This is a genomic window from Klebsiella sp. CN_Kp097, from assembly GCF_040064495.1.
Taxonomy (GTDB): Bacteria; Pseudomonadota; Gammaproteobacteria; order Enterobacterales; family Enterobacteriaceae; genus Klebsiella; species Klebsiella aerogenes.
Genome location: NZ_JBEAIL010000007.1, coordinates 911249 through 935118, shown reverse-complemented (window position 1 = coordinate 935118; position 23870 = coordinate 911249). Strand labels below are relative to the sequence as shown.

Here is a 23870-nt window from a genome sequence, read left to right as displayed (position 1 = left end):
CAAACGATAATTCGCTATCCCGATGCTTTCCGGTTGCATGCTATGCTAAGTGTGTGTATTTTTATGCAAAATAAATGCATAAAAAGGATATCTCATGGTCAAGAATTTGCTCAAAGCGTGTTTCATGATGGCCGCGCTGGTGGCAGCCGGACAGGCGGCTGCGGAAACCTATACCGTCGGCTCCGGCGGCACCTACCGTCCCTTTGAATTCGAAAATAGCCAAAAGCAGCTGGAAGGCTTTGATATCGATATCATCAAAGCGATCGCCAGGGCCGAAGGTTTTGACGTGAAGCTGGTCAATACCCCCTGGGAGGGCATTTTCGCCACTCTGGGTACCGGCGATCGCGACATTATCATCTCGGGTATTACCATCACCGATAAACGCAAACAGATGGTGGATTTCTCCGCGCCGTACTTCCCGGCCGAGCAGTCGATTGTGGTGCCGCAAGGTTCAAAAGTGAACTCGCTGGCGGCGTTAAAAAACGAAAAAGTCGGTGTGGTGAACTCCAGCACTGGCGATATTGTGGTTTCGCAGGAACTGGGTAAAAACAGCACCTCCATTAAGCGCTTCGACAATACGCCACTCATGCTGCAGGAGCTGTTTGAAGACGGCGTCAGCGCCGCGGTAGGCGACGTTGGGGTGGTTAAATACTACATCAAGCAGCACCCGGAAAAGCAGTTCAAGCTGGTGCCTGACGCTAAATTTGAGCGCCAGTATTTCGGCATCGCCGTCGCTAAAGGTAACAGTGAACTGCTGGGCAAAATCAACGCCGGTTTGCAGAAAATTGTTGCCGACGGCACCTACGCCAAAATCTATAAAACCTGGTTCGATGACAACGTACCGACGCTGCCTGCGCAATAACACGAATTTTCAGTGACCGCGGCTGTCGCTCAGGCGATGGCCGTATTTTTTAGGGAAGGACTATGACGGGATTCCGTTGGGAGATCATCGAGGAGTATGGCCCGCTGTTTATGGACGGCGCCTTGATGACGATTAAATGTACCATTATCTGCGTGATCCTCGGGACGTTGTGGGGGTTAACGCTTGGACTGGGGCGGATGGCGAAGGCCGAGCACGGGCCATGGAAATATATTCTGCGTTATCTGGTGCAGTTTCCGGTGCGCTTCTACGTCAGCGCCTTCCGCGGTACGCCGCTGTTTGTGCAGATCATGGTGGTCCACTTTGCGCTGGTGCCGCTGTTTATTAACCCGCGCGACGGCCTGCTGGTCACCAGCGGGATAATGAGCGCCGATTTCGCCCGCGAACTGCGTTCTAACTACGGCGCGTTCCTCTCCTGTATCGTGGCGATTACCCTTAACGCCGGGGCCTACGTGTCGGAGATTTTCCGCGCCGGGATCCAGTCTATCGATAAAGGGCAGATGGAAGCTTCGCGCGCGCTGGGTATGCCGTGGTGGAAAACCATGCGTAAAGTGATCCTGCCGCAGGCATTTCGCCGCATTCTGCCGCCGCTTGGCAACAACGCTATCGCTATTGTTAAAGACTCATCGCTGGCCTCGGCGATCGGGCTTGCCGATCTGGCCTACGCGGCGCGAACCGTCTCCGGCGCGTACGCCACCTACTGGGAGCCCTACCTGACGATCTCGCTGGTCTATTGGGTGATTACCTTCCTGCTGGCGCAGCTGGTTAACCGTCTGGAAAAGAGGTTTGGCAAAAGTGATTCACATTAATAATTTACATAAGCGCTTTGGCGATAGCCACGTGCTGCGCGGCATCAGTTGCGATATTAAACCGCAGGAAGTGGTGTGCATTATCGGGCCCTCCGGCTCGGGCAAAAGCACCTTTTTGCGCTGTATGAATGCGCTGGAAACCGTGAGCGAAGGCGAAGTGGTGGTCAACGGCTTTGCCGCCCATGACCGGACGACCGACCTCAACAAGATGCGTGAAAGTGTTGGCATGGTGTTCCAGCGCTTTAACCTGTTTCCGCATATGACGGTGCTGGAAAACCTGCTGATGGCGCCGATGAATTTGCGCAACATGCCGCGCCAGCAGGCGGTCGACCTGGCGGATGCCTTGCTGGCGAAGGTGGGCCTCAGCGATAAGCGCGATGCCTGGCCTTCCAGCCTCTCCGGCGGTCAGCAGCAGCGGGTAGCGATTGCCCGCGCGCTGGCAATGAAGCCGTCGATCATGCTGTTTGATGAGCCCACGTCAGCGCTGGATCCGGAACTGGTAGGGGATGTGCTGGAAGTGATGAAAAATCTCGCCAGCGAAGGGATGACGATGGTGATCGTGACCCACGAAATGGGCTTTGCCCGCGAAGTGGCCGACCGGGTGATTTTCATCGATCAGGGGGTGATTCAGGAAGAGGGCAAACCGGCGCAGATCTTTAGCGCGCCGACCAATCCGCGCACCGCTGCCTTCCTCAGTAAGGTGCTGTAGCCAAAAGCAAAACGGGCAGGTGGATCCCCGCCTGCCCGTTATCAACAACCTCCGCTATTGCGCGGTCTCGGTAGCCTCTTCCATGTCTTCTTCCTGCTCATTGGCGAGCAGCGTTTTTTCATTCTTGCTAAGGCACTGGATTAGCAGGAACAGCACGCCGCTGGCGAACAGGGTGATGATCAAGCCGTCGTAGCCGGAGACGCCAATCAGCATGCCGCTGACAATCGGCCCGGCCACGCTACCGGCGGACCAGAAAAAGCCAAACAGGGCGTTAATCATGATGAGCTTTTGCCCGCTAAAGGTTTTCCCCGCCCGCACCAGCGACAGGGTGTAAAGCGCGCCCGCCGCGGCACCGAGCAGCAGGCAGATAGCCATCAGCTGTACGCGCGAGGCGAGCATAAACGGCAGCGCCAGTAGCGACAGGCTAAAGACAACCGCGCAGATAAGATGCACGCGACGGATGCCGAAGCGGTCGGCAACCCAGCCCAGCGGCGCCTGGAACATAGCGTCGCCGGTGAGGACGACGGTGACCAGCAGTACCGCCATCGTTTCATTTAAACCTTTATCGATGCCGTACAGCGGCAGTAGCGCGAGAATACTGGCGTCGAAGAAGGCAAAGCAGAATACCCCAGAGGCCAGAACTGGCAAGAATGCCCCCAGGCTGCGCCAGCTGGCGCGCTCGGCAAGGCTTTCGCGACTGCCGCGCGGCAGATGACGCAGCATTAGCAGGCAAACGGCGGTAATGGCGACAATGGCCATCAGCGCTGCGTGTTGCCAGGCGGGGCCGACGGAGATAAGCAGCGGGCCGGCGAGCTGGCAGCCGGTAAAGGCCGAGGCATAGATGCCGGTGAGAGTAGCGCGATTACTGCCCGCCGCGCCGCCGGTTATCCAGCTTTCCCCCAATACGATAATGACGCCGGAGGCGAGTCCGGTTAGCAGACGCGGCACCAGCAACAGCGTCATGTCGGTGGTCATGCAGGAGGCGATGGTCGCCAACGCCAGCAGGATCAGGCTAACGCTGAGCAACGCGCCCATTTCAAAACGACGGCACAGCGCGGGAGAAAGAAAAGAAGAGAGCATCATTCCAGCGGGCGGCAGCGCGGCCAGCAGGCCGACATAAAGCGGAGCAACTTGCTGCTGCGCCAGCTCAAGGCTGATTAATGGCACCGTATAGCCGGTGATAAATCCCACAAGTGAAGCGGCCATGATCATCGCCAGCGTGGGGGCCAGGCGATTCTGGTCTGGGTTAAACATTGTATTCCCGATAACGGAAGGTTGCAGGTGGATAATCCGGCAAGACGCCGACCAGTCTGCATGATAATTAATCAGCTGACGGAAGTCACCGCTGAAATAGCTACTATTTTTGATATCGATAAAACGATCCGCTGGTGAATAGACAAAAATCATCATCGCTGAAGTTGTCAGCCGCGGGGGCGAAAGGATATAACGAAGGGTGCCGCCTGGAAGCAGCAGGACGGGGACCACTCATTCAGTAATGGAAGGAACAGGACATGGCGGTATCGTCTTCACTGATTGCCGAAGCTATCGGCTGGCGTCGCGATTTTCATGCTCATCCGGAGCTCGGGTACCAGGAGCAGGAGACCTCGCGTCGGGTTGCTGGGCTACTGGCTTCGTTCGGCCTGCAGGTACATGTCGGGCTGGCAGGTACCGGGGTCGTCGCGACGCTTGAGAACGGCCCGGGGCCGGTGATTGGCCTGCGCGCCGATATGGATGCGCTACCGATCGCTGAACAGGGGACGGTGGAATATCGTTCGCGTCGTGCTGGCGTGATGCATGCCTGCGGTCATGACGGCCACACCGCCATGCTGTTGGCTGCCGCCGCGCACCTTGCCCAGACCCGCAACTTTGGCGGCACCGTGCATTTTGTCTTTCAGCCCGCGGAGGAGAACCTCGGCGGCGCGCGCAAAATGGTGGAAGAGGGGTTGTTCGAGCGCTTCCCGATGGACGCCATTTACGCGTTGCACAACTGGCCAGGCTTACCGCTGGGGCATGTGGCGGTGAATCCCGGGGCAATGATGGCCTCGCTTGACGCCTTCGAGATAACGCTCACCGGTAAAAGCTGCCATGCGGCGATGCCGGAAAGCGGCGCCGACCCTATCGTCGCCGCCGCACAGCTGATTATGGCGTTGCAGACGATTCCGTCGCGCCGCCTGTCGCCGCAGGATTCCGCGGTGGTCAGCATTACCCAGATCAACGGCGGTGAGGCGATCAACGTGCTGCCGGACCGCGTGGTGCTGCGCGGGACTTTTCGCTGCCTGAGCAATACGGTGCGCGAGCGGGTAAAAAACCTGATTGAGCAGTACGTGCATACGCAGCCGCAGGTTTCCGACGTTGACGGTCAGATTTCGTGGTATCCGGGCTATCCGGTGACCAAAAATGATGCGCAACAGGCGCTGAAGGTGCGCGAGGTGGCGCAGGCCGAGCTCGGCGAAGCCGCGGTGCGCTGGCAGATCAATCCTTCCATGGCGTCGGAGGATTTTGCCTGCATGCTGGAAGTGTGTCCCGGCGCCTATTTCTGGATAGGCACAGACGGCGACACGCCCTCCAGGCCGCTACACAATGCCAGCTACGATTTTAACGACGATCTGCTGGCGCCCGGCGTGGCGCTGTGGACGGCGCTGGTGGAATCACTGCTGCCTGCCGGGCAGGGCTAAGTTTTCGTGTGCCGCGGAAAGCGCGGGTGAACGGTCTCGGGGGGCTAACAAAGAAATGATAAATAAAATATTGGTCAGTGCCTGCCTGATGGGCCTTAAAGTCCGTTATAACGGAAAAGAGAAAGCGCAGATGAGCCATCAACTTGCTCGCTGGCAGCGGGAGCAGCGCCTGGTAATCCACTGTCCTGAGCTGGCTGCCGGGCTACCTGTTCCGCGACCACCTGCCGAGATCGTGTCGGCTGATGGGAGAGACGTAATGAGTGGACAAGCCAGAATAATTGAAAATACGGGAAGGGATGTTACGCCGCATTATCAACTGGCAGCCTGGCTGGCTCTGCGAGCAGCACAAGAAGCAGGTTGTACCGCCGCATTGTTAACTGATGGTAGTCCTACGTGCGGCAGTCAGTTTATCTATAATGGTTCTTTCAGTAATCAGCGTAAATCGGGTATGGGAGTGGCGGCGTCACTGCTCAGTGAGCATGGCATCGCGGTATTTTCAGAAGCTCAGTTTGCGGAGCTTGTGAGCTGGATAGAAGAACGGGAATGAGCGGTTCCCCAGGGTTAACGTCGAACTGTATGAGGTTCACACCTCGACATAGCCGACGTTAAAGCCTTATGAAACTCTTGCAGTTTAAAAGTACTGGGGGGAGTTTCACTCAGCTAAATAACCACCATCGATGGGATAAACGCCGCCGGTACAGAACGCCGCATTTTCTGACAGCAAAAACAGTATGAAGTCTGCTATTTCCCGCATTTTTGCCATCCTCTTCATAGGGTGGCTATTGGCGAAACTACGTACGATATTGTCAGGAAATTCACTCATTCGTGGCGTTTGGACATAGCCCGGAGCGACGGCATTGATTCGAATGCCTTGCGTTGCAAACTCTAATGCTGCGGTTTGGGTCAAACCGATGATACCGTGTTTAGCCACGGTGTAGGGCGCTAATCCTGGAATACCAACCAGACCATTGACTGCAGATAAATTAACGATAGAGCCGCCAAACTTCATCATTGCAGGTATTTCGTATTTTAGGCAGTAAAAAACGCCGCTCAATGAAGTGGCAATAACTTTGTCCCAGTTTTCAACCGTCTGTTCTGTTATATTTTTACCATGCTCACCTGTTATGCCCGCATTATTTACAGCATAATCAAGTCTGCCGAAATGTTTGATCACTTCAGCAATCATTTTCTGTACTTGTTCAGGTTGCGACACATCGCATCCGATCCCCAGCGCCTGTTGCCCCTGTGAAGATAATTGTTTCGCTTTTTTGATGGCCTGCTCTGGCGAGCGGGAGACAATAACGACCTTAGCACCATGTTGGTGTAATTGCTCTGCGACTGCCTCACCTATCCCTGTCGTGCTTCCTGTGATGACAGCAACTTTATTCTGGAAATTCATCCTTCCCCCTATGACGTAGAATTGAGTCTTGCATCTGGGGGAGTATACAAAATAGCTGTGACAGTTTTTGTCAGTACTCTTTCTCCTCGGCGATTCCTTCTTTTATTCTCCATTTTTTCAATAAAGCCATCCGGCTTTCCCTGTATATAGAGTCCAGTTGTGCCATCTCTGCAATTTTGTCAGTTCTAAAATGACGAAAATCATTTCTCATCTCACACCATGCGACCAAAAGCCAACATGACTGCATATATGCCAATCCGATGGGCCATATAACACGAGAAGAGTCAGTGCCTTTCTTGTCACAATATTTTATTTGGACTCTCTTTTGCTTTTTAATAGCATCGCGAATGTCTTTGAAAAAGACCTCATTACTTTCTGAAGGGCCGATTAAATAAGATTGGCTTTCGATAAGGCTTTTTAATTCGTCGGGGATGACGGCGTGTATTTTAGCAAGCGCATTCCTTGCTGTGTTTTTGAAATCATCATCTGTGTTATGAGATACCCAATTTAGCCCAAGGGTAATAGCATTGATTTCTTCATGCGAAAAATTTAAGGGTGGCAAATGAAAGTCAGACTTAACGATATAACCCATTCCGGCCCCACCTTCAATGCGCACCCCTTGATGCTGCAGCGTTTTTATATCTCTATAAAGTGAACGTACGCTTATCCCTAATCTTTCTGAGAGCGTGGATGCCGTGATGGGATATCTTTGCGCTCTTAATATCTGTAGTAACTCGAGAAGCCTCTCTGTTCTGGTCATTTGATAAGTCCATTCTGATACAGCGAAAAAATCTTAAACCTAAAGTTTCCCGTTCATGCGCAGCGCATCAACAACGAGTGAGAAGGCTGGGGAAGGCTGTTTGCGGCTGGGATAATAAAGATAGTAGCCCGGAAAAGGATGACACCAGGACTCAAGCACGCGTACGAGACGACCTTCTCTGATGTGTGAGCCGAATTCCTCTTCAGGTAAAAAGGCGATGCCTAACCCTGCCAGGGCGGCGTCGACAACATGATCCGACGTGTTAAACGTCAACTGTCCATTAACCCGGACCTTCAACTCTCCTCCCTCGTGATCGAATTCCCAGACATAAATCCCGCCGGAGCGGACCATGCGCATATTAATACACTGATGCTGCGTCAGATCATGAGGCGTTTTCGGCACCGGGTATCGTGCGAAATAATCTGGCGAGGCGGCTGCTGCCATGCGCAGTTTCGGGCCGATTGGCATCGCTATCATATCTTTATCAATCGTATCGCCAAGCCGCACGCCCGCATCAAACCGATCCGCCACGATATCCCGGAATCCGTGATTAGCATCGAACTCAATATGAATATCCGGATATTCGCGGAGCAGCGGCGCCAGCTTGGGCAGCAGAGTCGTTTTCAGCACGTTCGGCCCGCAGGTGATGCGGACGATTCCTGCAGGCTTGTCCCGCAGTTCAGTCAGCATGTCCAGCTCAGCCTCTATCTCATCAATACGATGGCCCACCGATTGCAACAGGCGTTCCCCGGCCGCCGTCGGGGACACACTGCGGGTGGTCCGCGTCAGCAGGCGGATTTGCATTCGCTCTTCCAGCCCGGAAATCGCCTGGCTCAGCGCAGGCTGGGTCACGCCAAGCTGCGCGGCGGCACGCGTGAAGCTGCCTTCCCGCGCCACGGTGACGAAAGAGAGTAAATCGTTGAGGTTGCGTCTTGCCATATTGGTTTCCGGGCTATTTATAAATTTTACTTATAAGGCTGTTAAGCATTCATTAGCTAGTTTCACCGCTGCCTATTGGTAACAATAATGCGATGAAAAAGTCAACGCTAAACGAGATGGAAAATGCTCACCGTAAGACGTCCCTGCTGATGCTCCTCTCTGCCGGGCTCAGGCTGCGGATTGAGCCGTCGCGCCTTCCATATCCATCGTTCTCTTTAACTCACGCGCTTATCCCCCACGTCGCCGTTTCAGAAGGGGAAGGGCATTCCATTATCAACGGAAAAGAAAGGCTAAATGCGTAATCAGAAAACTGAAACCAAAAACCAGAACGGAGCAAGTGAAAAACAACAGGCGCACTGGGGCGGCGTGTTTGCTATGACGCTGTGCGTCTTCGCCCTGATCGCCTCCGAGTTTATGCCGGTCAGCCTCCTGACATCGATGGCGCAGTCCCTAAACGTCACCGAAGGCATGGCCGGGCAGGGGATCGCTATTTCCGGCGCGTTTGCGGTGGTGACTAGCCTGTTTATTTCCCGACTGGCAGGCACGCTTAACCGGAAAAACCTGCTGCTTGGCCTGACGTGCATCATGGCACTTTCGGGGGGCGTCATTGCGATGGCACCTAATTACCTGACCTATATGACCGGCCGGGCCCTGATTGGCATCGTGGTCGGCGGGTTCTGGTCGATGTCGGCGGCGACAGCGATGCGTCTGGTGCCGGTGCACCGTGTTCCGCTGGCCCTGGCCATTTTTAACAGCGGCAATGCGCTGGCAACCGTTGTGGCCGCGCCTCTGGGCAGCTGGCTGGGGTCCGTCATCGGCTGGCGGGGAGCCTTTTTCTGCCTGTTACCCGTCGCCATCGTCGCGTTTATCTGGCAACTGCTCAGCCTGCCCTCGATGCCGGTTACCCGCCAGCCTGCTGGGGCCGGCAACGTCTTCGCACTGTTACGCCGTCGAGTGGTCACGTTGGGCATGCTCGGTGTGGGGATCTTCTTTATGGGGCAGTTCACGCTCTTTACCTATATCCGGCCTTTCCTTGAGACGGTCACGAAGGTGGACGCCTCAGCGGTGACTCTCATCCTGCTGGTCATCGGGAGCGCGGGTTTCATCGGCACCACGCTGATTGGCCGGGTATTGAAGCGCGGATTCTACCCGACGCTAATGGCCATTCCTGTGCTGATGGCGACCGTCGCGCTGGCCCTGATCGCGTTTGGCAGCCAGGCGGCCATCGTGACGGCCTTGCTCGGGCTGTGGGGGTTTATTTCAACTGCCGCGCCCGTGGGATGGTGGGCATGGGTTCCACGCACGTTCCCGCAGAATGCCGAAGCGGGCGGCGGGCTGATGGTGGCGATGGTGCAGTTGTCCATTGCGCTGGGATCCACCGTGGGGGGCGTGCTGTTCGACCATCATGGCTACCAGAGCACCTTCCTGGCCAGCGCCGCGATGTTGATTATCGCAACCGTACTGCTTTTCCTGACCTCACGTGCAGACGCGTCTGCCGATGGTCTTTCATCACACTCGTCCTGACAAGGAAACTATCATGAATAAATTTGCGTTAGCCCTGGGAATGTTCATCAGCGCATTTGCCGCCTCGGCTGCGGATATGTCCAGAGGCGCTGATAACTTTTATAAAAGCGAAAAAGTGACGCAGCAGAAAGTCACTTTTAAAAATCAATATCAAATGAACGTGGTCGGCAATCTGTTTATGCCGAAAACGTTAAATCAGAACGCCAAAAACCCGGCGATCGTCGTTGGTCATCCAATGGGCGCGGTCAAGGAACAAAGCGCAAACCTGTATGCGCAGAGGCTGGCAGAGCAGGGGTTTGTTACGCTGGCGATCGATCTCTCGTTCTGGGGAGAAAGCGAAGGCAAGCCGGGGCACCTGATTTCACCGGAAATCTACGCGGATGATTTCAGCGCGGCGGTGGATTACCTCAGTACACAATCGTTTATTGATCCAGATAATATCGGCGTGCTGGGCATCTGCGGCAGCGGAAGTTTTGTCATCAGCGCCGCGAAAATTGACCCGCGTATGAAAGCTATCGCCACCGTCAGCATGTATGACATGGGCGCCGCGTTTCGTAACGGCCTAAACCACTCCCAGACGCTGGAACAGCGTAAGGCCTTTATCCAGTCGGCCATTGAGCAGCGGTTTGCCGAGTTCAAAGGAGGAGAGAAAGCATACATTCCGGGCACGGTGAATAAGCTGGATGCTTCCACGCCGGAAATTCAGCGCGAGTTCTTTGATTTCTACCGTACCGAACGCGGCGGTTATACCCCGCAGGGCGAGAAAGAGGAACTGACGACAAAACCGATGCTGAGCAGTATCGGTAAGTTTATGAACTTCTATCCATTTAACGATATTGAAACCATTTCGCCGCGTCCGATGCTCTTTATTACCGGTGACCAGGCCCATTCAAAAGAGTTCAGCGAGGACGCCTTTAAACGCGCCGGTCAGCCTAAAGAGCTGTATGTCGTTCCGGGGGCAGGGCACGTCGATCTGTATGACCGCACTGACGTGATCCCTTTCGACAAGCTGACGGACTTTTTCCGCAACAACCTGAAATAACGCGTGGTAATGGGTTGTATCAACAGCTACCGGCCTTCGGGTCGGTAGTGGGGCGTAATTTGATCAAAAGGACAAAATGCTGCCGCATCACTGAGAGTTGAAATGTCTGTGTAGCGCCACAGGCGGACGCTGCAATATATTCCGCTTTCGGCATGAATCGGACTGAGGTAACGTAGCGGAAATATTTTTCTGGACTCAATCACGATGCCTTCCATCGAAACGTTTATAACTTTCCTTCTCGCGCTGACGCTGCTGGAGATTTCTCCTGGGCCAGACATGATGCTGACTATCGCCAGAGGTGTCGGTCAGGGAAGACGTATTGCGCTGCTTACGGTCCTGGGCAATGTATTTGTAGCAGGTTTTGTGCAAGTTTCTTTTCTTGTCCTCGGGCTGGTAACCGTTGTTCATGCCTGGCCGGTTGCGCTGGATCTGTTACGGTGGGTCGGTGCGGCTTATCTGATGTGGCTGGGCATAAAAATGATTGCGACTTCAGGTACTGATACGCGGCTGCGAAAAACGGCAAAAATTTCTGACTGGAATGCCGTTAAGGAAGGCGCTCTGAACAGCCTGACTAACCCAAAATCCCTGCTGTTCATGTTTGCTTTTCTTCCTCAATTTGTTGATCCCGCAGCGGGTCCAGTTTGGCTGCAATTGCTTGTCCTTGGCAGTATCCAAAAGCTGGCAGGAATCGTGTCTCTGGGGTCTGTCGCGATGGCATCAGGCACATTTGGTAACTGGCTAGGTAAACACCCTGGCGTTATCAAATGGCAGGAACGATTTACAGGTGTTGTCATGATTGGCCTAGGTATCCGCATGTTGTTTAGCGGGTCCGGCATAGTATCAAAATCTATCCGTTAGGTTATACAGAACCGGTAAATCCTGTGTCCGCTTCTCGCTCAGACAGGATTTTAAATTCAGTTGGTTGGTTCGCTTTGTACCAGGAGCGGACAGTTTAGTTCTGGAGCATCATTTATATTGACCGATTGCCGTTAGTGATGCGTACAAATGATTTATTGTGGGAAGAAGACATTGTTGATTTTATGTTAATGCTATAGGCTGGCTGCAATTTATTCTAATAAACCAGACTATGTAACCTGACTATTCAAGGGGATATAATGATTTTTCAGCAGGCACCTCAGCTAGAGACTGAGCGCTTAATTCTAAAACATTTCACGTTAGAGGATTTTTCCGCTCTTCAGGCATGCTGGGCTGATCCAGAAATGGTTAAGATAAATGGCGGAGAAGTTCCCACGGCAGAAGCAGTATGGGCCCGCTTGTTACGTTACATAGGTCACTGGCAAGCTTTAGGTTATGGATACTGGGCTGTTTTTGAAAAAGCAACATAATGGTGAGGTCTGACGCTGTTGTAGTAGTTCAATATGTAACCATTAATTTGCTGTCGGGCTTCGTCCTTGCCTGCGTAACCATTCATTTTCGACCCCGCTAGAAACAGTACTAGCAATAAAAGAGGAAAAGTTCAGGCATTAAAGTGATTGCCTGAATGGACCTTTTAACCCTCACCTCTGTGACATGTACGGATATGAAGTTAATGCTTGCTACAACAGACGTAAAAATGAAATCATACTCCCCTCTGCTGTCTTACAGTCACCATTGCTTATGAGCAACCTCGGGATCAGATATAACTATGGCTCTATCGGAATTATTATTGCCCATGAAATAAGTCATGCTCTCGACGATGAAGGTTGCTATTTTGACGAAAATGGAAATTTAAACATGCTATGGACACAACAGGATGAAGCTAATTTTATTCAAAAAGCAAATGTAATCGCTGATTTTTACAGCAATATAGAAGTCCTTCCCGGAAACTACATTAATGGGCTTCTGACCAAGGGAGAATGCTTGGCTGATTTATCTGGTTGCGATATTGCCTGGAAAACGCTTCAGAGGCTGTCTCAGGAAGAAACTAGTGAATTACGTGAAGCTTCCCAGACCAGTCTGTTAATGCTCTGGCGTGAATATGCCTCTGAAAATATCATGCGTAAGTTGTTAACCAGCGGTCCCCATGCTCCTGCACGCTTTCGTGCAATAGGATGTCTTCATTATCTTGCGAGGCGATATTCCGGAGACGAAAGCGTGAATCAGGGGATTCAGGCGATTGAATTATTTTAATTTATAAGGCTACACAGCCCTCAGGCTGTGTAGCCTTTCTACTATTCCAGCTCGAGGTTGTTTGACCGTGTCTTTGGAGAAAAATATTTTTCGACAAATGAGAAGATTACAATTAGCAAAAAGCCTGAGCCACTGAAGGCATAAAGCGCGTATATTACCCCAAGGTAATCCGAACTATACCCGGCACCTATAGAGACTATTGCAGTGATCATCATCTGCCATCGGTAGCTCTTAGCCATAGCAGCAGCCACATGATTTTCATCAAATTTTTTCAATACTGAATATACCGCGAGCGAGAAAACAACATTTGAAAAAATATGTGCAATAAAGACCAGTGCCAATGCCAGGTAAGATGAGGTTGAAAAAGGGATCAGACCATAGCATGCCACAAAAATAAACAGACATCCCAATAGCAGGCTATTATTATTACTATTTTTCTCAAAACGCTCAGGATTAAGCAGTAACGGGCCGATGAGTTGCCCTAAACTACGAGAGAAAAGAAGAGCCAAAGCTGTTGCTTGAGCTTCATGACCGGTAAGATTCGTTGGAACCAGCCCTGGCAGTAACGCCATCGCCGGGGCTCCTGCGAATGCCAATAGGGGTAATAGCAGGATACCTCGTTTCTGAGTGTTACTGATTTCTTTCCATCTTATAACTGCATCTTTTTGTTCTATATAATGGAAAATATTCCTGAACTTGCCTTTAGCGCTCAATAGCATGATGACTGACAGGGCGTAGCTGGCCAGGTCAATGATCAGCAGGTGTATTACGGTAACATGCCCCAATAGTAACAAACCCAGTCCAACACCAAAAATAACATTACATGCAAAGATAATGGTTTCCAGTGTGGTCGCAACGGGTAATTCCTTTTCACTTAACCCGGTTTTAAATATCTTACTCATAGCAGGGAACGTCATGCCGATGATGAAGGCTGACACGGTTTGTGCGATAAGAAAAAGAGGAATTGAGCCGTTTAACACAGCCATAAAAGGGGCGCTCAAGCCTGCCATGCCTAAAAATTCGCCCACGACAAGAATGGAGAAAGGGTTGCCAGTACGGCAATAATACTCTCCAACCTTACTTCCGATTAAGCCAGGAACAGTTGAAAGCACATACGCTAAAGCAAGGGAGGTTGTCGGGGCAGCGAGCCGAATCAGTTCGCTAAAAACAACAATATAGGTAATGCCATTCCCGACAGAGGAAATAATGAAAGATATACCAAGTAACATCAGCCATGGCTTTCCTGCCAGGGCATTCATGAGTGCTCGAATCATTCTTGATGTCCGTATAAGCTAAACAAGTCTTTGCTTACCTGATGCGTGCTAGCTTTCAGCCAGGCAATACATCCTTTCGGGTAGGCAGTTAAAAATAATGTTATGGGCTTATGTATGGAGCATCACATCACGAACAATCCTCAAATTTAACCTATGATAAATAATGCAAATATAACAAGTATGTGCTTTTGTCAATGCATACAAGGGAGATGTATCGCAGCGGCCTCACAGGCGGTCAACATTATTTGCCACCTCGTAGTCGTTGACTGAATTGGCCTGGTGGAACAGAGGTGTGATGTTACGTTAAGAACACTACGCTGACGTACTGGCAGGCCATAAAAAAGCAGGACAAAGCAGTCTACTCACTGACGTAATCGTGGCAGTCATGCTCAGATTTCATCCTGAACCATCTTGAGTACAGGTCCGCTATAACAAAGTCGGGCACGGAGTTTGGCTGGCCGAGGGATAGGGCGATTCCGTTTTATATGTGCCGTCTCGGTGCTGTCGCCAGCCTGGGTTTTACACTGTACTTTATCTATTCTGCAGTAAACCCTGAGCTTCACTCTCAAAAAGAGCCTGCTGCATGCAGACACTGTGGAATATGTATCGTCAGTACTGATTGCCACTCTTTGAGAAGAGCCAGAAATATTCCTGATTCTCTGTCGCTGTGATTTTGCAATGTCACTGCCATGTTTAAATATCTAGTGTGGGGCTGCAGAGTTAGAGGTTTAAATTTTAAAACGTCCCGGGGTGGTGCCGAATATCCGTCGGAACAGGGCAATGAAGGCACTCACGTTATCATATCCAAGGTCCAGAGCAATTGCCGTCACTGGCTTACCCGCAGCCAGAAGTTCAAGAGACCTGAGTAACCGAATGCGCTGTCGCCATTCATTAAAACTAAAACCGGTTTCTGCACGGAATCGCCGTGTAAGCGTACGTGATGACATTCCGGCCCAGACTGCCCATTCCTCGAGCCTGCGGTCGTCGTCCGGGTTATCTGACAGTGTCTGCGCAATTCTGAGTAGTCGGATATCCTGGGGCATTGAAAGCCCCAGGTTGACCTCAGGAAGAGAGCCAATTTCATCAAGGATGACACCAGCTAAACGTTTTTGGGACGCGTTAAGGTTTACATCTTTCCATGAGGCCGCTCGCGTTATCGCTTCACGCAGCAGATTTGTTATTGAGAGAACACAAGGCTTATCAGGTAGTCCGCTACAGGCTTGGGCAGATACATAAACACTCCATCCTGAATACGGGCCATGCGAGCGCAGGCCGTGCGGAACATCCGGAGGTATCCAGACGGCATGTGTCGCCGGTACCACCCAGCGACAATTTCCGGCATCGACCGTGAGTAGCCCATGCCTCGAACCGAGTAGCTGTCCACAGCTGTGATGGTGATTTGGCGTTTCCCGTATTACATCAGACTCGCGTACCGCGACGACTAAAGTTTGCCCCTCTGAAGCGAAGGCCGGCTCGAATGTAATTAATGGATCATTCATTTTGACTTGTTTACGGTATTTTATGTCTTTTATACCGTACTTAAGCCATTCAGTCGATTGTAAAGTATTCATCACTTTCACAGAGGATCACCCATGAAAATAATGACTATTACTACCGTGCTGGATGAAATTCTCAATCAACAGGAGGTGCCACTGGACCTGATACTCAATCGTCATTTCAGTCCCGTTTACCGCCAGCGTACTAATAACGAGTGGGAAGGTTTGGATGGCTTTGCTCAGCATGCACGTAAACTCCGGGAAATCATCGCATCCGGCAAAATAGAAGTTTGCGATGAGCTTCGTGACGGGAATCTCTATGCCACCAGGCATCGCGTTTTGTGTACCAAGCATAATGGTGAAGAGGTGGATATGGAAGTTTATATGTTCGCTGAAACAGATGATGACGGGCGCTTTATTCGTGTCGAAGAAGCGACGCTAATGCTTCAAGGTGTGGAGAGCGATCGGGGTTTAGGTAACGTAAGGTAAGAGAATTTTAAATGTTAAAATGCCCGCTTCATGCCCTGAGGTATTTAACAAGCTCTCAAAAGTGTGTTGAATTAAAATGGATACGGATTCTTCCTAACCACGCATGTGCAACGGCGGCCAGGCATCAGCAATATCAGGTAATGGAGAGGATGGCACACAGGCAACATGGTATCGGAAACAGTCAGGTGAAGGAGCCGGCTTGTATGGACTACCCTTTACAGTTTAACCTTGATACAGGCGAATAATTTAACTTTTTAACCTAGGTTTTATCGAGCCACTTTTGTGTCAAAAACAGATTTACACACAGATATCAGGCCTCCTGATATCTGTGTGTGAAGTTTTTAAAGCTGATGTTCCGGAATCCGGGCGATAACCTTTATCTCAAAATCAAATCCCGCCAGCCAGTTAACCCCCACGGCTGTCCAGTTGGGATATGGCGGCTTCGGAAAAACGGTTTGTTTCACCTGCATAATGGTTGAAAACTGACTCTCCGGATCGGTATGAAAGGTTGTCACATCGATAAGATCTTCAAACGAACATCCTGCGGCGGTAAGAGTGGCCTTGAGGTTTTCAAAGGCACGTTCTACCTGCGTTGCAAAGTCGGGCTCAGGACTACCATCTTCCCGGCTACCCACCTGACCGGATACAAACAGTAAATCACCAGAGCGGATCGCAGCAGAATAACCATGCTTCTCATAGAGAGCGTGGCGATTCGCCGGGAAAACAGGTTTCGGTTGGTTCATAACGTATCCTTTTTTCGGATGTGTGAAGCCGTGCGTGACATAAATAAATCAATTAATATACGCAGTGTATGTAAACTTAACCACACATACGCGGCGTATGTCAAATTTCATACGCTGCGTATATTGCAAGGAGTCCGCATGGCTGCCAAACGCCGCGCCGAAACGATGGAAGAAACCCGCACGAAGTTGATTACAGCCGCACGAAAAGCCTTTGCCGAAAAAGGGTTTGCAGCAGCATCAATGGATGATTTGACTGCCAGCGTTGGCCTGACGCGTGGGGCTCTGTACCATAATTTTGGGGACAAAAAAGGGTTGCTTGCCGCTGTGGTTGCCCAGATTGACTCAGAAATGGCACAAAGTGCCAAGAGTGCAGCGACACAGTTCAGGGATGACCAGCAAAAGCTTCTGGCTGAAGGGATAGCCTATATCAGAATGGCTCTGGATGAAGAAGTCCGGCGTATCGTTCTGCTTGATGGCCCGGCTTTTCTTGGCGATCCTACGAAATGGCCGAGTCAGAACAACTGCCTTGACGCCACCCGAGAGAGCATTTCAGATCTGATTGAACGCGGCTTAATCAAGCCGGTAGATGTGGATGCTACCGCCTGGCTGCTAAATGGAGCTGCACTGAATGCCGCTCAGTGGGTGGCTGCCAGTGAAGATCCGCAGCATGCTTTACCAAAAGCGATTCAGGTTTTCACCCTGCTGGTAAATGGCCTGCTGGAAGAGGGCAAGCACCCATAACCTCCATTCTCAACCTGAAGGTTCGTTAATAAGTTGAGCTCCGTGCCGCTTGTTCCGGCTTCGATTCTCTCGGGTCAGTAATTCAGTCTGAAAATCACATAAGGCCGGTTCAATACGGCCTTCACGAATCTTGATAGTAAAGAATTTTGTGTAGCAATGTTTTACCAGATTTTTCGGACGTTACAATACAGCGAGCCCGATTGTGTATAAACAGGCCCGAGAAGCTAAACTCCACCTTTCATTCATAGAGATCGTACGGCTATTCAGGCAGTCCGCGTCGCGCCAGAAGCGGATATTGATAATTTGATCAATTAATTATTCGATGCGTTTAACATCTGGATGACGTTCGGTTGCAGCTTCATGGAAAATATCATCTAACCAGCCTGCAATTTCATCTTCTGCCAGATCATCTGGAATAACAACGTCATAGATACGGGAATACTTTCTTTCTGTCAGATCTACTCGAAAAACCAACCAGCACTCATTCTTACGCAGAATGCCAAGGTATCGACCAAAGACATTATAAACCAACATGTTATACCTCCAGTAATGTCAATCAAACCACACGTTATATTACTTCGAATAAGAAAGGCAGAGAATAAATCCTGAATTCGTTAGAGGACAACATCTTCTTTTGTCATTACAGTTCTGGTGATCCTGCATGCTGACCGCTTCGTGCCAGGAGCGGACGTTTATGAAAAGGGTGATAGAAAACATCAGCAATTTTATCTCCGATTACAGCACCTCAACCACTTCGAATTCTTCTGCGATCAACTCCATATCCTCAGAAAAATGACCTTCACGGATGAAAAATCGCTGATGCTCTTTCTTCCAGTATTCAAGACTTAAATCGCCTTCACCCTCTTTGCGAGCGAACTCCTCATTAATATCGCAAAAACGCACCAATTGTAGCGAAACCAGCCGGATCACGCATACCGGGACATTCTGTCCATCAAGAATTATGTTATAGCTGCCAATCCTCGGAGCAGATTCTTCCTGTTGGTAAGAGGCAAAAGATCCACAAGAGGCCGTTTTGATTCCTTTTTTAATAAGGTTAGCAAGCTCGCTTGCCAGTTCTGGACTGTCTCCCATTTGCCAGGCCCCTGCGCCTGGATATTTCATTTCTATTTCCCTAAGCTTAACCATTAATGCATCTGCCTAACCGTTGATGAAAAAAGTAATACGTTACCTCAGATAGTGTGGTTTGCTCTTCGCTCAGACTGGAGCTTAAACTCAGTTGGTTCATCCGCGCAGTGCCAAAAACTGCCCCTGACTGCTTGTTAACCGCGCCTCCTATTGTATAGATATTTTCTGTACATCAAGATACATTGAGATAGCTATTTAATGGCTTAAACAGTAATAGACACTAAGTTCAGGAAGGAAAAGTGCTGATGCCAATACCTATTCTCTATACAGAACGCTTACTGTTAAAACCATTATCCTCAGAAGATGCCTCACAAATTCAGATACTGTATCCTCGCTGGGAGATTGTTCGGTACATGGTCTCATCAGTACCGTGGCCCTATCCGGATAATGGCGCCGAGAATTATGTCAATAACGTTGCCTTGCCTGATATAGCAAATGGAATCGCTTGGATCTGGACTATTAGGCATCGTGAAACACCTGACAACATGGTAGGTTTAATCTGTCTTTATGATGTTGAGGATAACAACCGAGGATTTTGGTTAGCACCGGAGCATCAGGGCAAAGGTTTTATGCGTGAGGCCTGTAACGCAGCTACAGATTATTGGTTCAATTCCTTAAATAAGACTATATTGCGTGCGCCGAAAGCGGCTCTCAATAACCGCTCCAAACGTATCTCACAAAGCAGTGGCATGCGGCTCATTAGGACTGAAAAGAAAGCATATGTCAGCGGTCTGCTGGATTCCGAGCTATGGGAAATCACACGTGATGAATGGAATGCTCGTAAAGGTGGCTGATAAGCTGATGGCATGTCCGCTAAGCGCTCCCAGCGGACCTTCAGCTTCGTTAACACGTCCGCTCCGTGCCAAAAGCGGAAGTTAACTACGGATAAAATTCAGCGCCCCACACTCAGAGCCGCTGCATAACGGCAATAAGCTACACTTGTTCATTATTTCCACAACAGGAAAGCCTTCCGCTGCTTCAACGGTGTGTGTTTGACATCGCGCAGTTGGGACATTTTGATCAACAACGAGCATGGCCAGCTAACGATGAAATTGATACTTGTTCGACACGCAGAAACAGAGTGGAATTGGGAAGGAATTATTCAGGGGCACAGCGATAGCTCCTTGACCTGTCGGGGTTTGCGTGAAACATCCGTCCTACTAGCAGCGTTTAGTGCAAGTGAGTATCAAATAGAGCGTGTTTACGCTTCTCCGCTTGGGCGTGCCTGGCAAATGGGGCAAAGCCTGGCTGAACACTTTCATTGTTCACTGACGGCTGAACCGGCCCTTAAAGAGCAGGCCTTTGGTCAGTTTGAAGGTATGCCGTTAGAACTACTCAGACAAAAACATCCAAACTATGCAAATGCATTATTCAGGCTTGATGCAGAGTATTGTCCACCAGGGGGGGAGTCACTGGCGCATGCTTCTCAGCGAGTTATGCGTTTTTTACAACACCTGGAAGATACTTCATCACATCAACAAACAGTATGTATTGTGTCTCACGGGCATGTCAGTCAGGGCACTCTGGCAATTCTTAAAGAAGGGACTGTCGATAGTTTCCCTCGCTATGCTCATCCCAATGCAAGTTATTCTGTTATCGACCTGATTAATGGAAAATGTATTGGCCTAAAGTGGGGGATTGCTACACATTTACGTCACCTGAATTAGTGGCTACCTTCCAGGCATTGAAAACCCATCCTGCCAGAGTCATCATTATTTAAGCACAATGTTCACTCCTCGCTGTGAGTTCAACGGGTCGATGCAACGCTATCCTTAATCAAGGGGGGACGTTGCTATGAAACGAAGAACTCGGATTAACTTACCCGCGTTGTGCCGGATGCGGGCATCGCAAACTCATGCTCTTCTGATGACGTGGGTGCTAAAGATAATTGTCCATCCATTGAAACCTGATTTTTTCACACTGACATAATCAATGATTCCAGCCTAATTTGGCTAATGGCATAATCAGGCAGGCGAAAGTGAGGGTGAAAATGGATAAAACAGCGAAAAATCAGATAGTAGATAGCGACATTGCACAGTTATTACTAAAGCACAGGAAAGCTCGTAACTGGACGGTAACGGAGCTTGCTCAACGCTCAGGCGTGAGCCAGGCGATGATTAGTAAGATTGAACGAGGCGTCTCCAGCCCCAGCGCGACTATCCTTAGTCGTTTAGCGAACGCCATGAATATTACGCTATCAAAACTTTTCGCCGAGCTTGAGCAACATCAGAATTCGCTGGTTCGTTTCGCTCACCAGCAGCAGCATTGGACAGATGAACAATCAGGCATTATTCGTTGGACATTGTCCCCGGCGGGCGCCAGTCCGGAACTGATAAAAGTTGAAATCCCTGCAATGGGTCAACTGACGATCCCCGCCTCCGCTATTGAGCATCTTTGCGGGCAAACACTTTGGATGCTGAGCGGCAACCTTGATTTTAGGGTCAATCATCAGACTCATCATTTGCAAGCGGGTGATTGTCTTGCTCTTACCTTTGCAGGCGAGTGCCAAATGACTAACCCGGATAGCGAACAGAGCTGTAGATACATCGTTGCGTTTAGCCAAAAAAACAGATGATATTTCCCCTGGCAAAGGGTTAGACGCCATTCCCTTTACGCAGGTGCAGCAGGGGATAAGGTCTTCCCTGACTATCCTGCCCGGAGCGCCCTGAAACCTGAAAGCCCATATGCTGATAAAACCCGACGGCCTGTTGGTTTTGTTCATTGACGTCGACGCTTAAATCAGGATGAAGAGCAAGGGCATGGGATATCAACAGTTTTCCGACGCCAAGCCCGCGAGCAGAGGCATCGACGAACAGCGCCTCCAGATGACCATCATGTAAAAACATAAATCCGAGTGGAAGGTCTTCATCATTTGTCGCTACCCATACAGGGGTTTCTGAAAAAAAACCGACCACCTCTTTTTCGATCTCTTGCCGGTCATGTGTTGTCAGAAAATCGTGCGTAGCATCTACAGAACTTTTCCAAATCTGGATGATGTCTTCCGCTTCAGAAGGTCGTGACATTCTGATTTTTATCATTTTATTTTCCTTAAAGTGGACATGGTTTGGGGTAATTACCTACAAAAACAATCCCATTAATTTACTATGGTGTAATTAAATTCACAATAGTGATTATGTCGCCATGTCTATCGTTGCTAGACTCACTTTCAGGTGCAGAATGCCACGACCGGCTCTGGCCTGATAGCGCTCGAACTGGCGTACAAGCCGTTCGAGCGTATGGAAAGCCGCGATGAGTTCCGATTTATTGTTGTGGAGCTCACCCTATGCATGTCCTCAAGGTCGTAGTCACTGCCCCGGCTATGAAGCAGACTCGCTACAAGATAGTCGAGTAAAGGGCAATGGATAAGGCCTTTCAGGCCGATGCGTTCTACTGACTCAGAAATCTTTTTTACGGAAGCTATCGCGGATGGCGTCCCCCATCAGACAGGTCAGGTTCATCCAGGTAGGCTCGACTGCGAAATTCGCCATGTTTCCAGCCATATTGTCGAATGCTCGCTTGTTGGTGTACAGCATGTGCCCTGGTGACATAAACTTTGCCTCCATGATCGATTTCTCAACGTTCTCATAATTGAGTAGGTTGCCAAAGTTGCCGCGACCAGAAACGAAAGTCTTGCCTGCCTCATTTCCACCCCAGGTAAGATAGGGGTTGAGAAAAATGAAGGACGGCATGCTGTTGATGGCGACCGCACCATATTCCAGGTCAGACACCGCTTGCTCGAGTAATTTCTGATGGGCCTTTCTGGTGTCCTCATCGATAAGTATCGCACTGGCGAGCGTGCCCAGGAGCTGGGTGTTGGCGAACTTGACGGCGCCGGGGAGGAAGTGCGCGGCATTGGCTGGCAGGTCAAGCGGCACCTCAGCGAGCACCAGGCTGAACGCTTCATGTGAAGTGGCGTAGCCACCGGGCTTAACGTCTGTGAGTAATATGACATCGGAATGCGGATACTTGCCGCCCTCGGGGCTCAGTACTTCCGCATCGGGATAGGCCTGTCGAAAACCATCCACGACCTTGTCGGCGCCGGGGTAGTACATACCCATGGCCGGAGTAGTCTCCGAGATAGCGACCCGCAGCGCGTCGAGGAATTCCTTGCGCTGCGGCCAGTGCTTGCTTGTCACCAGAGTTTGGGGACGACCGCAGTTCGCGCCACCATTGAACTTTGCCATGGTGGCTATCTGCACTGCCTGGTGTTCAATTTCCTTCTTTGTCCATGGCCGGTCGCCCGGCACGATGATGCATGGGTTATTACCGCCGCATTCGGAGATCAGCGGCGTCTCTGTCGCTGACATGATAGCCTCGGCCGTTGCGGTTCCACCAGTAAAGTAGATCCTGGAGAGGCGGGGGTCTACTGTCAGATCTTGTCCCCGATCGGCATCGCAGAAGCTCAGAACGCGCCGATCAATCAGCGGCTGCATGATCTTTGCCCAAATCCTGTCGGTTTCTTCGTTCAGGTGATGCGGTTTGTGTACGACCGCACAGTTCTCGAAGAAGATCGCTTTCAACACCTCGAGCGCTGAGCTGTAGTTACCGGCACCCAGCACGGCAATAATACCCGCGGGCTTTTCCATCGGATTGATTTGTTTCGGTGCGCCTTTCACACGAATGCGACTCTTCTGATCCGCGTACATCAACTTGTCTTTCCGCTCCTGCGGAAAGACATAAATGTCGTAGAGATCCTCACTCACTTTTTCCACGCTCAGCGGCTGTGGCATCTTGCCGTCGAGAATGGATTCATAAAGGATGATGGCTGCCGAGACGGTACTCGCCATAGGAACGACGGTAGCAACCTTAGACATTGGGTATGAAAAAAGAGGCGCACCGAGGATGCCATTCTTCATCTTGCTGTCGGCGAAGGCGAGGTCATCACCGTACTTCTTCAGGTTTGCACGGATTTCCTCCAGCAGACGCAAACGTTCTGCGGGAGATGTTGTGGTCCATTTTTGGGGATCCAGTTGGTCGATAGCTTCGGTAGCATTCATTGGGATTTCTCTATTGTTCAGATTGGACCGCCAGGACAGGTGGAACGTGTCCTGGCTGGTGTGATGTTTACATCTCACTATAGGAAGCAAGCCACGACAACGCTCTGGCAATCCGCG

25 protein-coding genes and 2 pseudogenes are annotated in these 23870 nt (G+C 50.7%); 15 read left to right on the top strand and 12 right to left on the bottom strand.

Translation table 11 applies throughout. The features are described from left to right. Positions 1-94 precede the first annotated feature (94 nt). From ABLV07_RS14900 to ABLV07_RS14890, 3 genes are all read left to right on the top strand, one after another. Positions 95-862, top strand: a complete 768-nt coding sequence (locus ABLV07_RS14900; protein WP_045412722.1) for a basic amino acid ABC transporter substrate-binding protein — start codon at positions 95-97, stop codon at positions 860-862. A 62-nt stretch (positions 863-924) separates the two neighbouring features. Next, the gene (locus ABLV07_RS14895; protein ID WP_020079062.1) at positions 925-1689 is read left to right on the top strand and encodes an amino acid ABC transporter permease; all 765 of its coding nucleotides are present in this window, start codon (positions 925-927) and stop codon (positions 1687-1689) included. Beyond that, entirely contained in the window at positions 1676-2398 is a 723-nt protein-coding gene (locus ABLV07_RS14890) for an amino acid ABC transporter ATP-binding protein (RefSeq protein WP_032715551.1), read from the top strand. The genes ABLV07_RS14895 and ABLV07_RS14890 overlap by 14 nt, the downstream gene beginning before the upstream one ends. Positions 2399-2452: 54 nt before the next feature. On the opposite strand, the gene ABLV07_RS14885 is transcribed toward ABLV07_RS14890, so the two are convergent. Next, a complete protein-coding gene (locus ABLV07_RS14885; protein WP_026612337.1) occupies positions 2453-3652 on the bottom strand; it encodes an MFS transporter in 1200 nt (399 codons plus the stop codon). A gap of 257 nt (positions 3653-3909) precedes the next feature. Between ABLV07_RS14885 and ABLV07_RS14880 the strand changes: the two genes are divergently transcribed. Then, complete coding sequence (locus ABLV07_RS14880; RefSeq protein WP_045412724.1) at positions 3910-5073, top strand: M20 aminoacylase family protein; 1164 nt, start codon at positions 3910-3912, stop codon at positions 5071-5073. Between the two features lie 55 nt (positions 5074-5128). Next, complete coding sequence (locus tag ABLV07_RS14875) at positions 5129-5620, top strand: DUF523 domain-containing protein (RefSeq protein ID WP_042896326.1); 492 nt, start codon at positions 5129-5131, stop codon at positions 5618-5620. A 105-nt stretch (positions 5621-5725) separates the two neighbouring features. Here the strand turns inward: ABLV07_RS14875 and ABLV07_RS14870 are convergent, their stop codons facing one another. The 3 genes from ABLV07_RS14870 to ABLV07_RS14860 all read right to left on the bottom strand — a co-directional run bounded on the left by ABLV07_RS14870 (position 5726) and on the right by ABLV07_RS14860 (position 8171). Then, positions 5726-6472, bottom strand: coding sequence for an SDR family NAD(P)-dependent oxidoreductase (locus ABLV07_RS14870; protein ID WP_015705162.1), 747 nt, complete (start codon positions 6470-6472; stop codon positions 5726-5728). A gap of 70 nt (positions 6473-6542) precedes the next feature. Beyond that, a complete protein-coding gene (locus ABLV07_RS14865) occupies positions 6543-7232 on the bottom strand; it encodes a YafY family protein (RefSeq protein WP_015705163.1) in 690 nt (229 codons plus the stop codon). Positions 7233-7271: 39 nt separating this feature from the next. After that, entirely contained in the window at positions 7272-8171 is a 900-nt protein-coding gene (locus ABLV07_RS14860) for a LysR family transcriptional regulator (RefSeq protein WP_015366976.1), read from the bottom strand. 294 nt (positions 8172-8465) lie between these two features. Between ABLV07_RS14860 and ABLV07_RS14855 the strand changes: the two genes are divergently transcribed. The 5 genes and pseudogenes from ABLV07_RS14855 to ABLV07_RS14835 all read left to right on the top strand — a co-directional run bounded on the left by ABLV07_RS14855 (position 8466) and on the right by ABLV07_RS14835 (position 12867). Further along, positions 8466-9695 carry an MFS transporter gene (locus tag ABLV07_RS14855; protein WP_080943384.1) on the top strand — a complete coding sequence of 410 codons (1230 nt, stop codon included), beginning with the start codon at positions 8466-8468 and terminating at the stop codon, positions 9693-9695. A gap of 13 nt (positions 9696-9708) precedes the next feature. Beyond that, positions 9709-10737, top strand: coding sequence for an alpha/beta hydrolase (locus ABLV07_RS14850; protein WP_348853537.1), 1029 nt, complete (start codon positions 9709-9711; stop codon positions 10735-10737). A gap of 204 nt (positions 10738-10941) precedes the next feature. Next, positions 10942-11595 carry a LysE family translocator gene (locus ABLV07_RS14845; RefSeq protein ID WP_015366973.1) on the top strand — a complete coding sequence of 218 codons (654 nt, stop codon included), beginning with the start codon at positions 10942-10944 and terminating at the stop codon, positions 11593-11595. 257 nt (positions 11596-11852) lie between these two features. Then, positions 11853-12080: pseudogene (locus ABLV07_RS14840) on the top strand (GNAT family N-acetyltransferase); the annotation flags it as partial. A gap of 187 nt (positions 12081-12267) precedes the next feature. After that, complete coding sequence (locus ABLV07_RS14835; protein ID WP_072056975.1) at positions 12268-12867, top strand: M13-type metalloendopeptidase; 600 nt, start codon at positions 12268-12270, stop codon at positions 12865-12867. 41 nt (positions 12868-12908) lie between these two features. Here the strand turns inward: ABLV07_RS14835 and ABLV07_RS14830 are convergent, their stop codons facing one another. From ABLV07_RS14830 to ABLV07_RS14820, 3 genes and pseudogenes are all read right to left on the bottom strand, one after another. Further along, positions 12909-14141 (bottom strand): hypothetical protein, encoded by a 1233-nt coding sequence (locus tag ABLV07_RS14830; RefSeq protein WP_015705169.1) that lies wholly within the window; start codon positions 14139-14141, stop codon positions 12909-12911. Between the two features lie 728 nt (positions 14142-14869). Continuing rightward, positions 14870-15322 carry an AraC family transcriptional regulator gene (locus ABLV07_RS14825; protein ID WP_032706210.1) on the bottom strand — a complete coding sequence of 151 codons (453 nt, stop codon included), beginning with the start codon at positions 15320-15322 and terminating at the stop codon, positions 14870-14872. A gap of 99 nt (positions 15323-15421) precedes the next feature. After that, a pseudogene (locus ABLV07_RS14820) lies at positions 15422-15640 on the bottom strand (AraC family transcriptional regulator); the annotation flags it as partial. A 99-nt stretch (positions 15641-15739) separates the two neighbouring features. Between ABLV07_RS14820 and ABLV07_RS14815 the strand changes: the two are divergent. Next, positions 15740-16126, top strand: coding sequence for a nuclear transport factor 2 family protein (locus ABLV07_RS14815; RefSeq protein WP_170926287.1), 387 nt, complete (start codon positions 15740-15742; stop codon positions 16124-16126). A 341-nt stretch (positions 16127-16467) separates the two neighbouring features. On the opposite strand, the gene ABLV07_RS14810 is transcribed toward ABLV07_RS14815, so the two are convergent. Next, positions 16468-16869 carry a RidA family protein gene (locus ABLV07_RS14810; RefSeq protein WP_015705171.1) on the bottom strand — a complete coding sequence of 134 codons (402 nt, stop codon included), beginning with the start codon at positions 16867-16869 and terminating at the stop codon, positions 16468-16470. Positions 16870-17007: 138 nt separating this feature from the next. Between ABLV07_RS14810 and ABLV07_RS14805 the strand changes: the two genes are divergently transcribed. Beyond that, the gene (locus tag ABLV07_RS14805; RefSeq protein ID WP_015705172.1) at positions 17008-17610 is read left to right on the top strand and encodes a TetR/AcrR family transcriptional regulator; all 603 of its coding nucleotides are present in this window, start codon (positions 17008-17010) and stop codon (positions 17608-17610) included. 315 nt (positions 17611-17925) lie between these two features. Here ABLV07_RS14805 and ABLV07_RS14800 read toward each other — a convergent pair whose 3' ends face one another. Beyond that, complete coding sequence (locus tag ABLV07_RS14800; protein ID WP_015366962.1) at positions 17926-18144, bottom strand: hypothetical protein; 219 nt, start codon at positions 18142-18144, stop codon at positions 17926-17928. A gap of 201 nt (positions 18145-18345) precedes the next feature. Next, positions 18346-18702 (bottom strand): ASCH domain-containing protein, encoded by a 357-nt coding sequence (locus ABLV07_RS14795; RefSeq protein ID WP_161798772.1) that lies wholly within the window; start codon positions 18700-18702, stop codon positions 18346-18348. A gap of 299 nt (positions 18703-19001) precedes the next feature. Here ABLV07_RS14795 and ABLV07_RS14790 point away from each other — a divergent pair, with 299 nt between their 5' ends. The 3 genes from ABLV07_RS14790 to ABLV07_RS14780 all read left to right on the top strand — a co-directional run bounded on the left by ABLV07_RS14790 (position 19002) and on the right by ABLV07_RS14780 (position 21331). Continuing rightward, positions 19002-19550: a GNAT family N-acetyltransferase gene (locus tag ABLV07_RS14790; RefSeq protein WP_015705173.1), complete on the top strand. Its 549-nt coding sequence runs from the start codon at positions 19002-19004 to the stop codon at positions 19548-19550. Between the two features lie 252 nt (positions 19551-19802). Next, entirely contained in the window at positions 19803-20423 is a 621-nt protein-coding gene (locus ABLV07_RS14785; RefSeq protein WP_348853538.1) for a histidine phosphatase family protein, read from the top strand. Between the two features lie 323 nt (positions 20424-20746). After that, a complete protein-coding gene (locus ABLV07_RS14780; RefSeq protein ID WP_348853550.1) occupies positions 20747-21331 on the top strand; it encodes a helix-turn-helix domain-containing protein in 585 nt (194 codons plus the stop codon). Between the two features lie 19 nt (positions 21332-21350). On the opposite strand, the gene ABLV07_RS14775 is transcribed toward ABLV07_RS14780, so the two are convergent. Both ABLV07_RS14775 and ABLV07_RS14770 read right to left on the bottom strand, forming a co-directional pair. Beyond that, a complete protein-coding gene (locus ABLV07_RS14775) occupies positions 21351-21794 on the bottom strand; it encodes an acetyltransferase (RefSeq protein ID WP_015705176.1) in 444 nt (147 codons plus the stop codon). A 357-nt stretch (positions 21795-22151) separates the two neighbouring features. Further along, positions 22152-23753: an aldehyde dehydrogenase family protein gene (locus ABLV07_RS14770; protein ID WP_015705177.1), complete on the bottom strand. Its 1602-nt coding sequence runs from the start codon at positions 23751-23753 to the stop codon at positions 22152-22154. Positions 23754-23870: the final 117 nt, after the last annotated feature.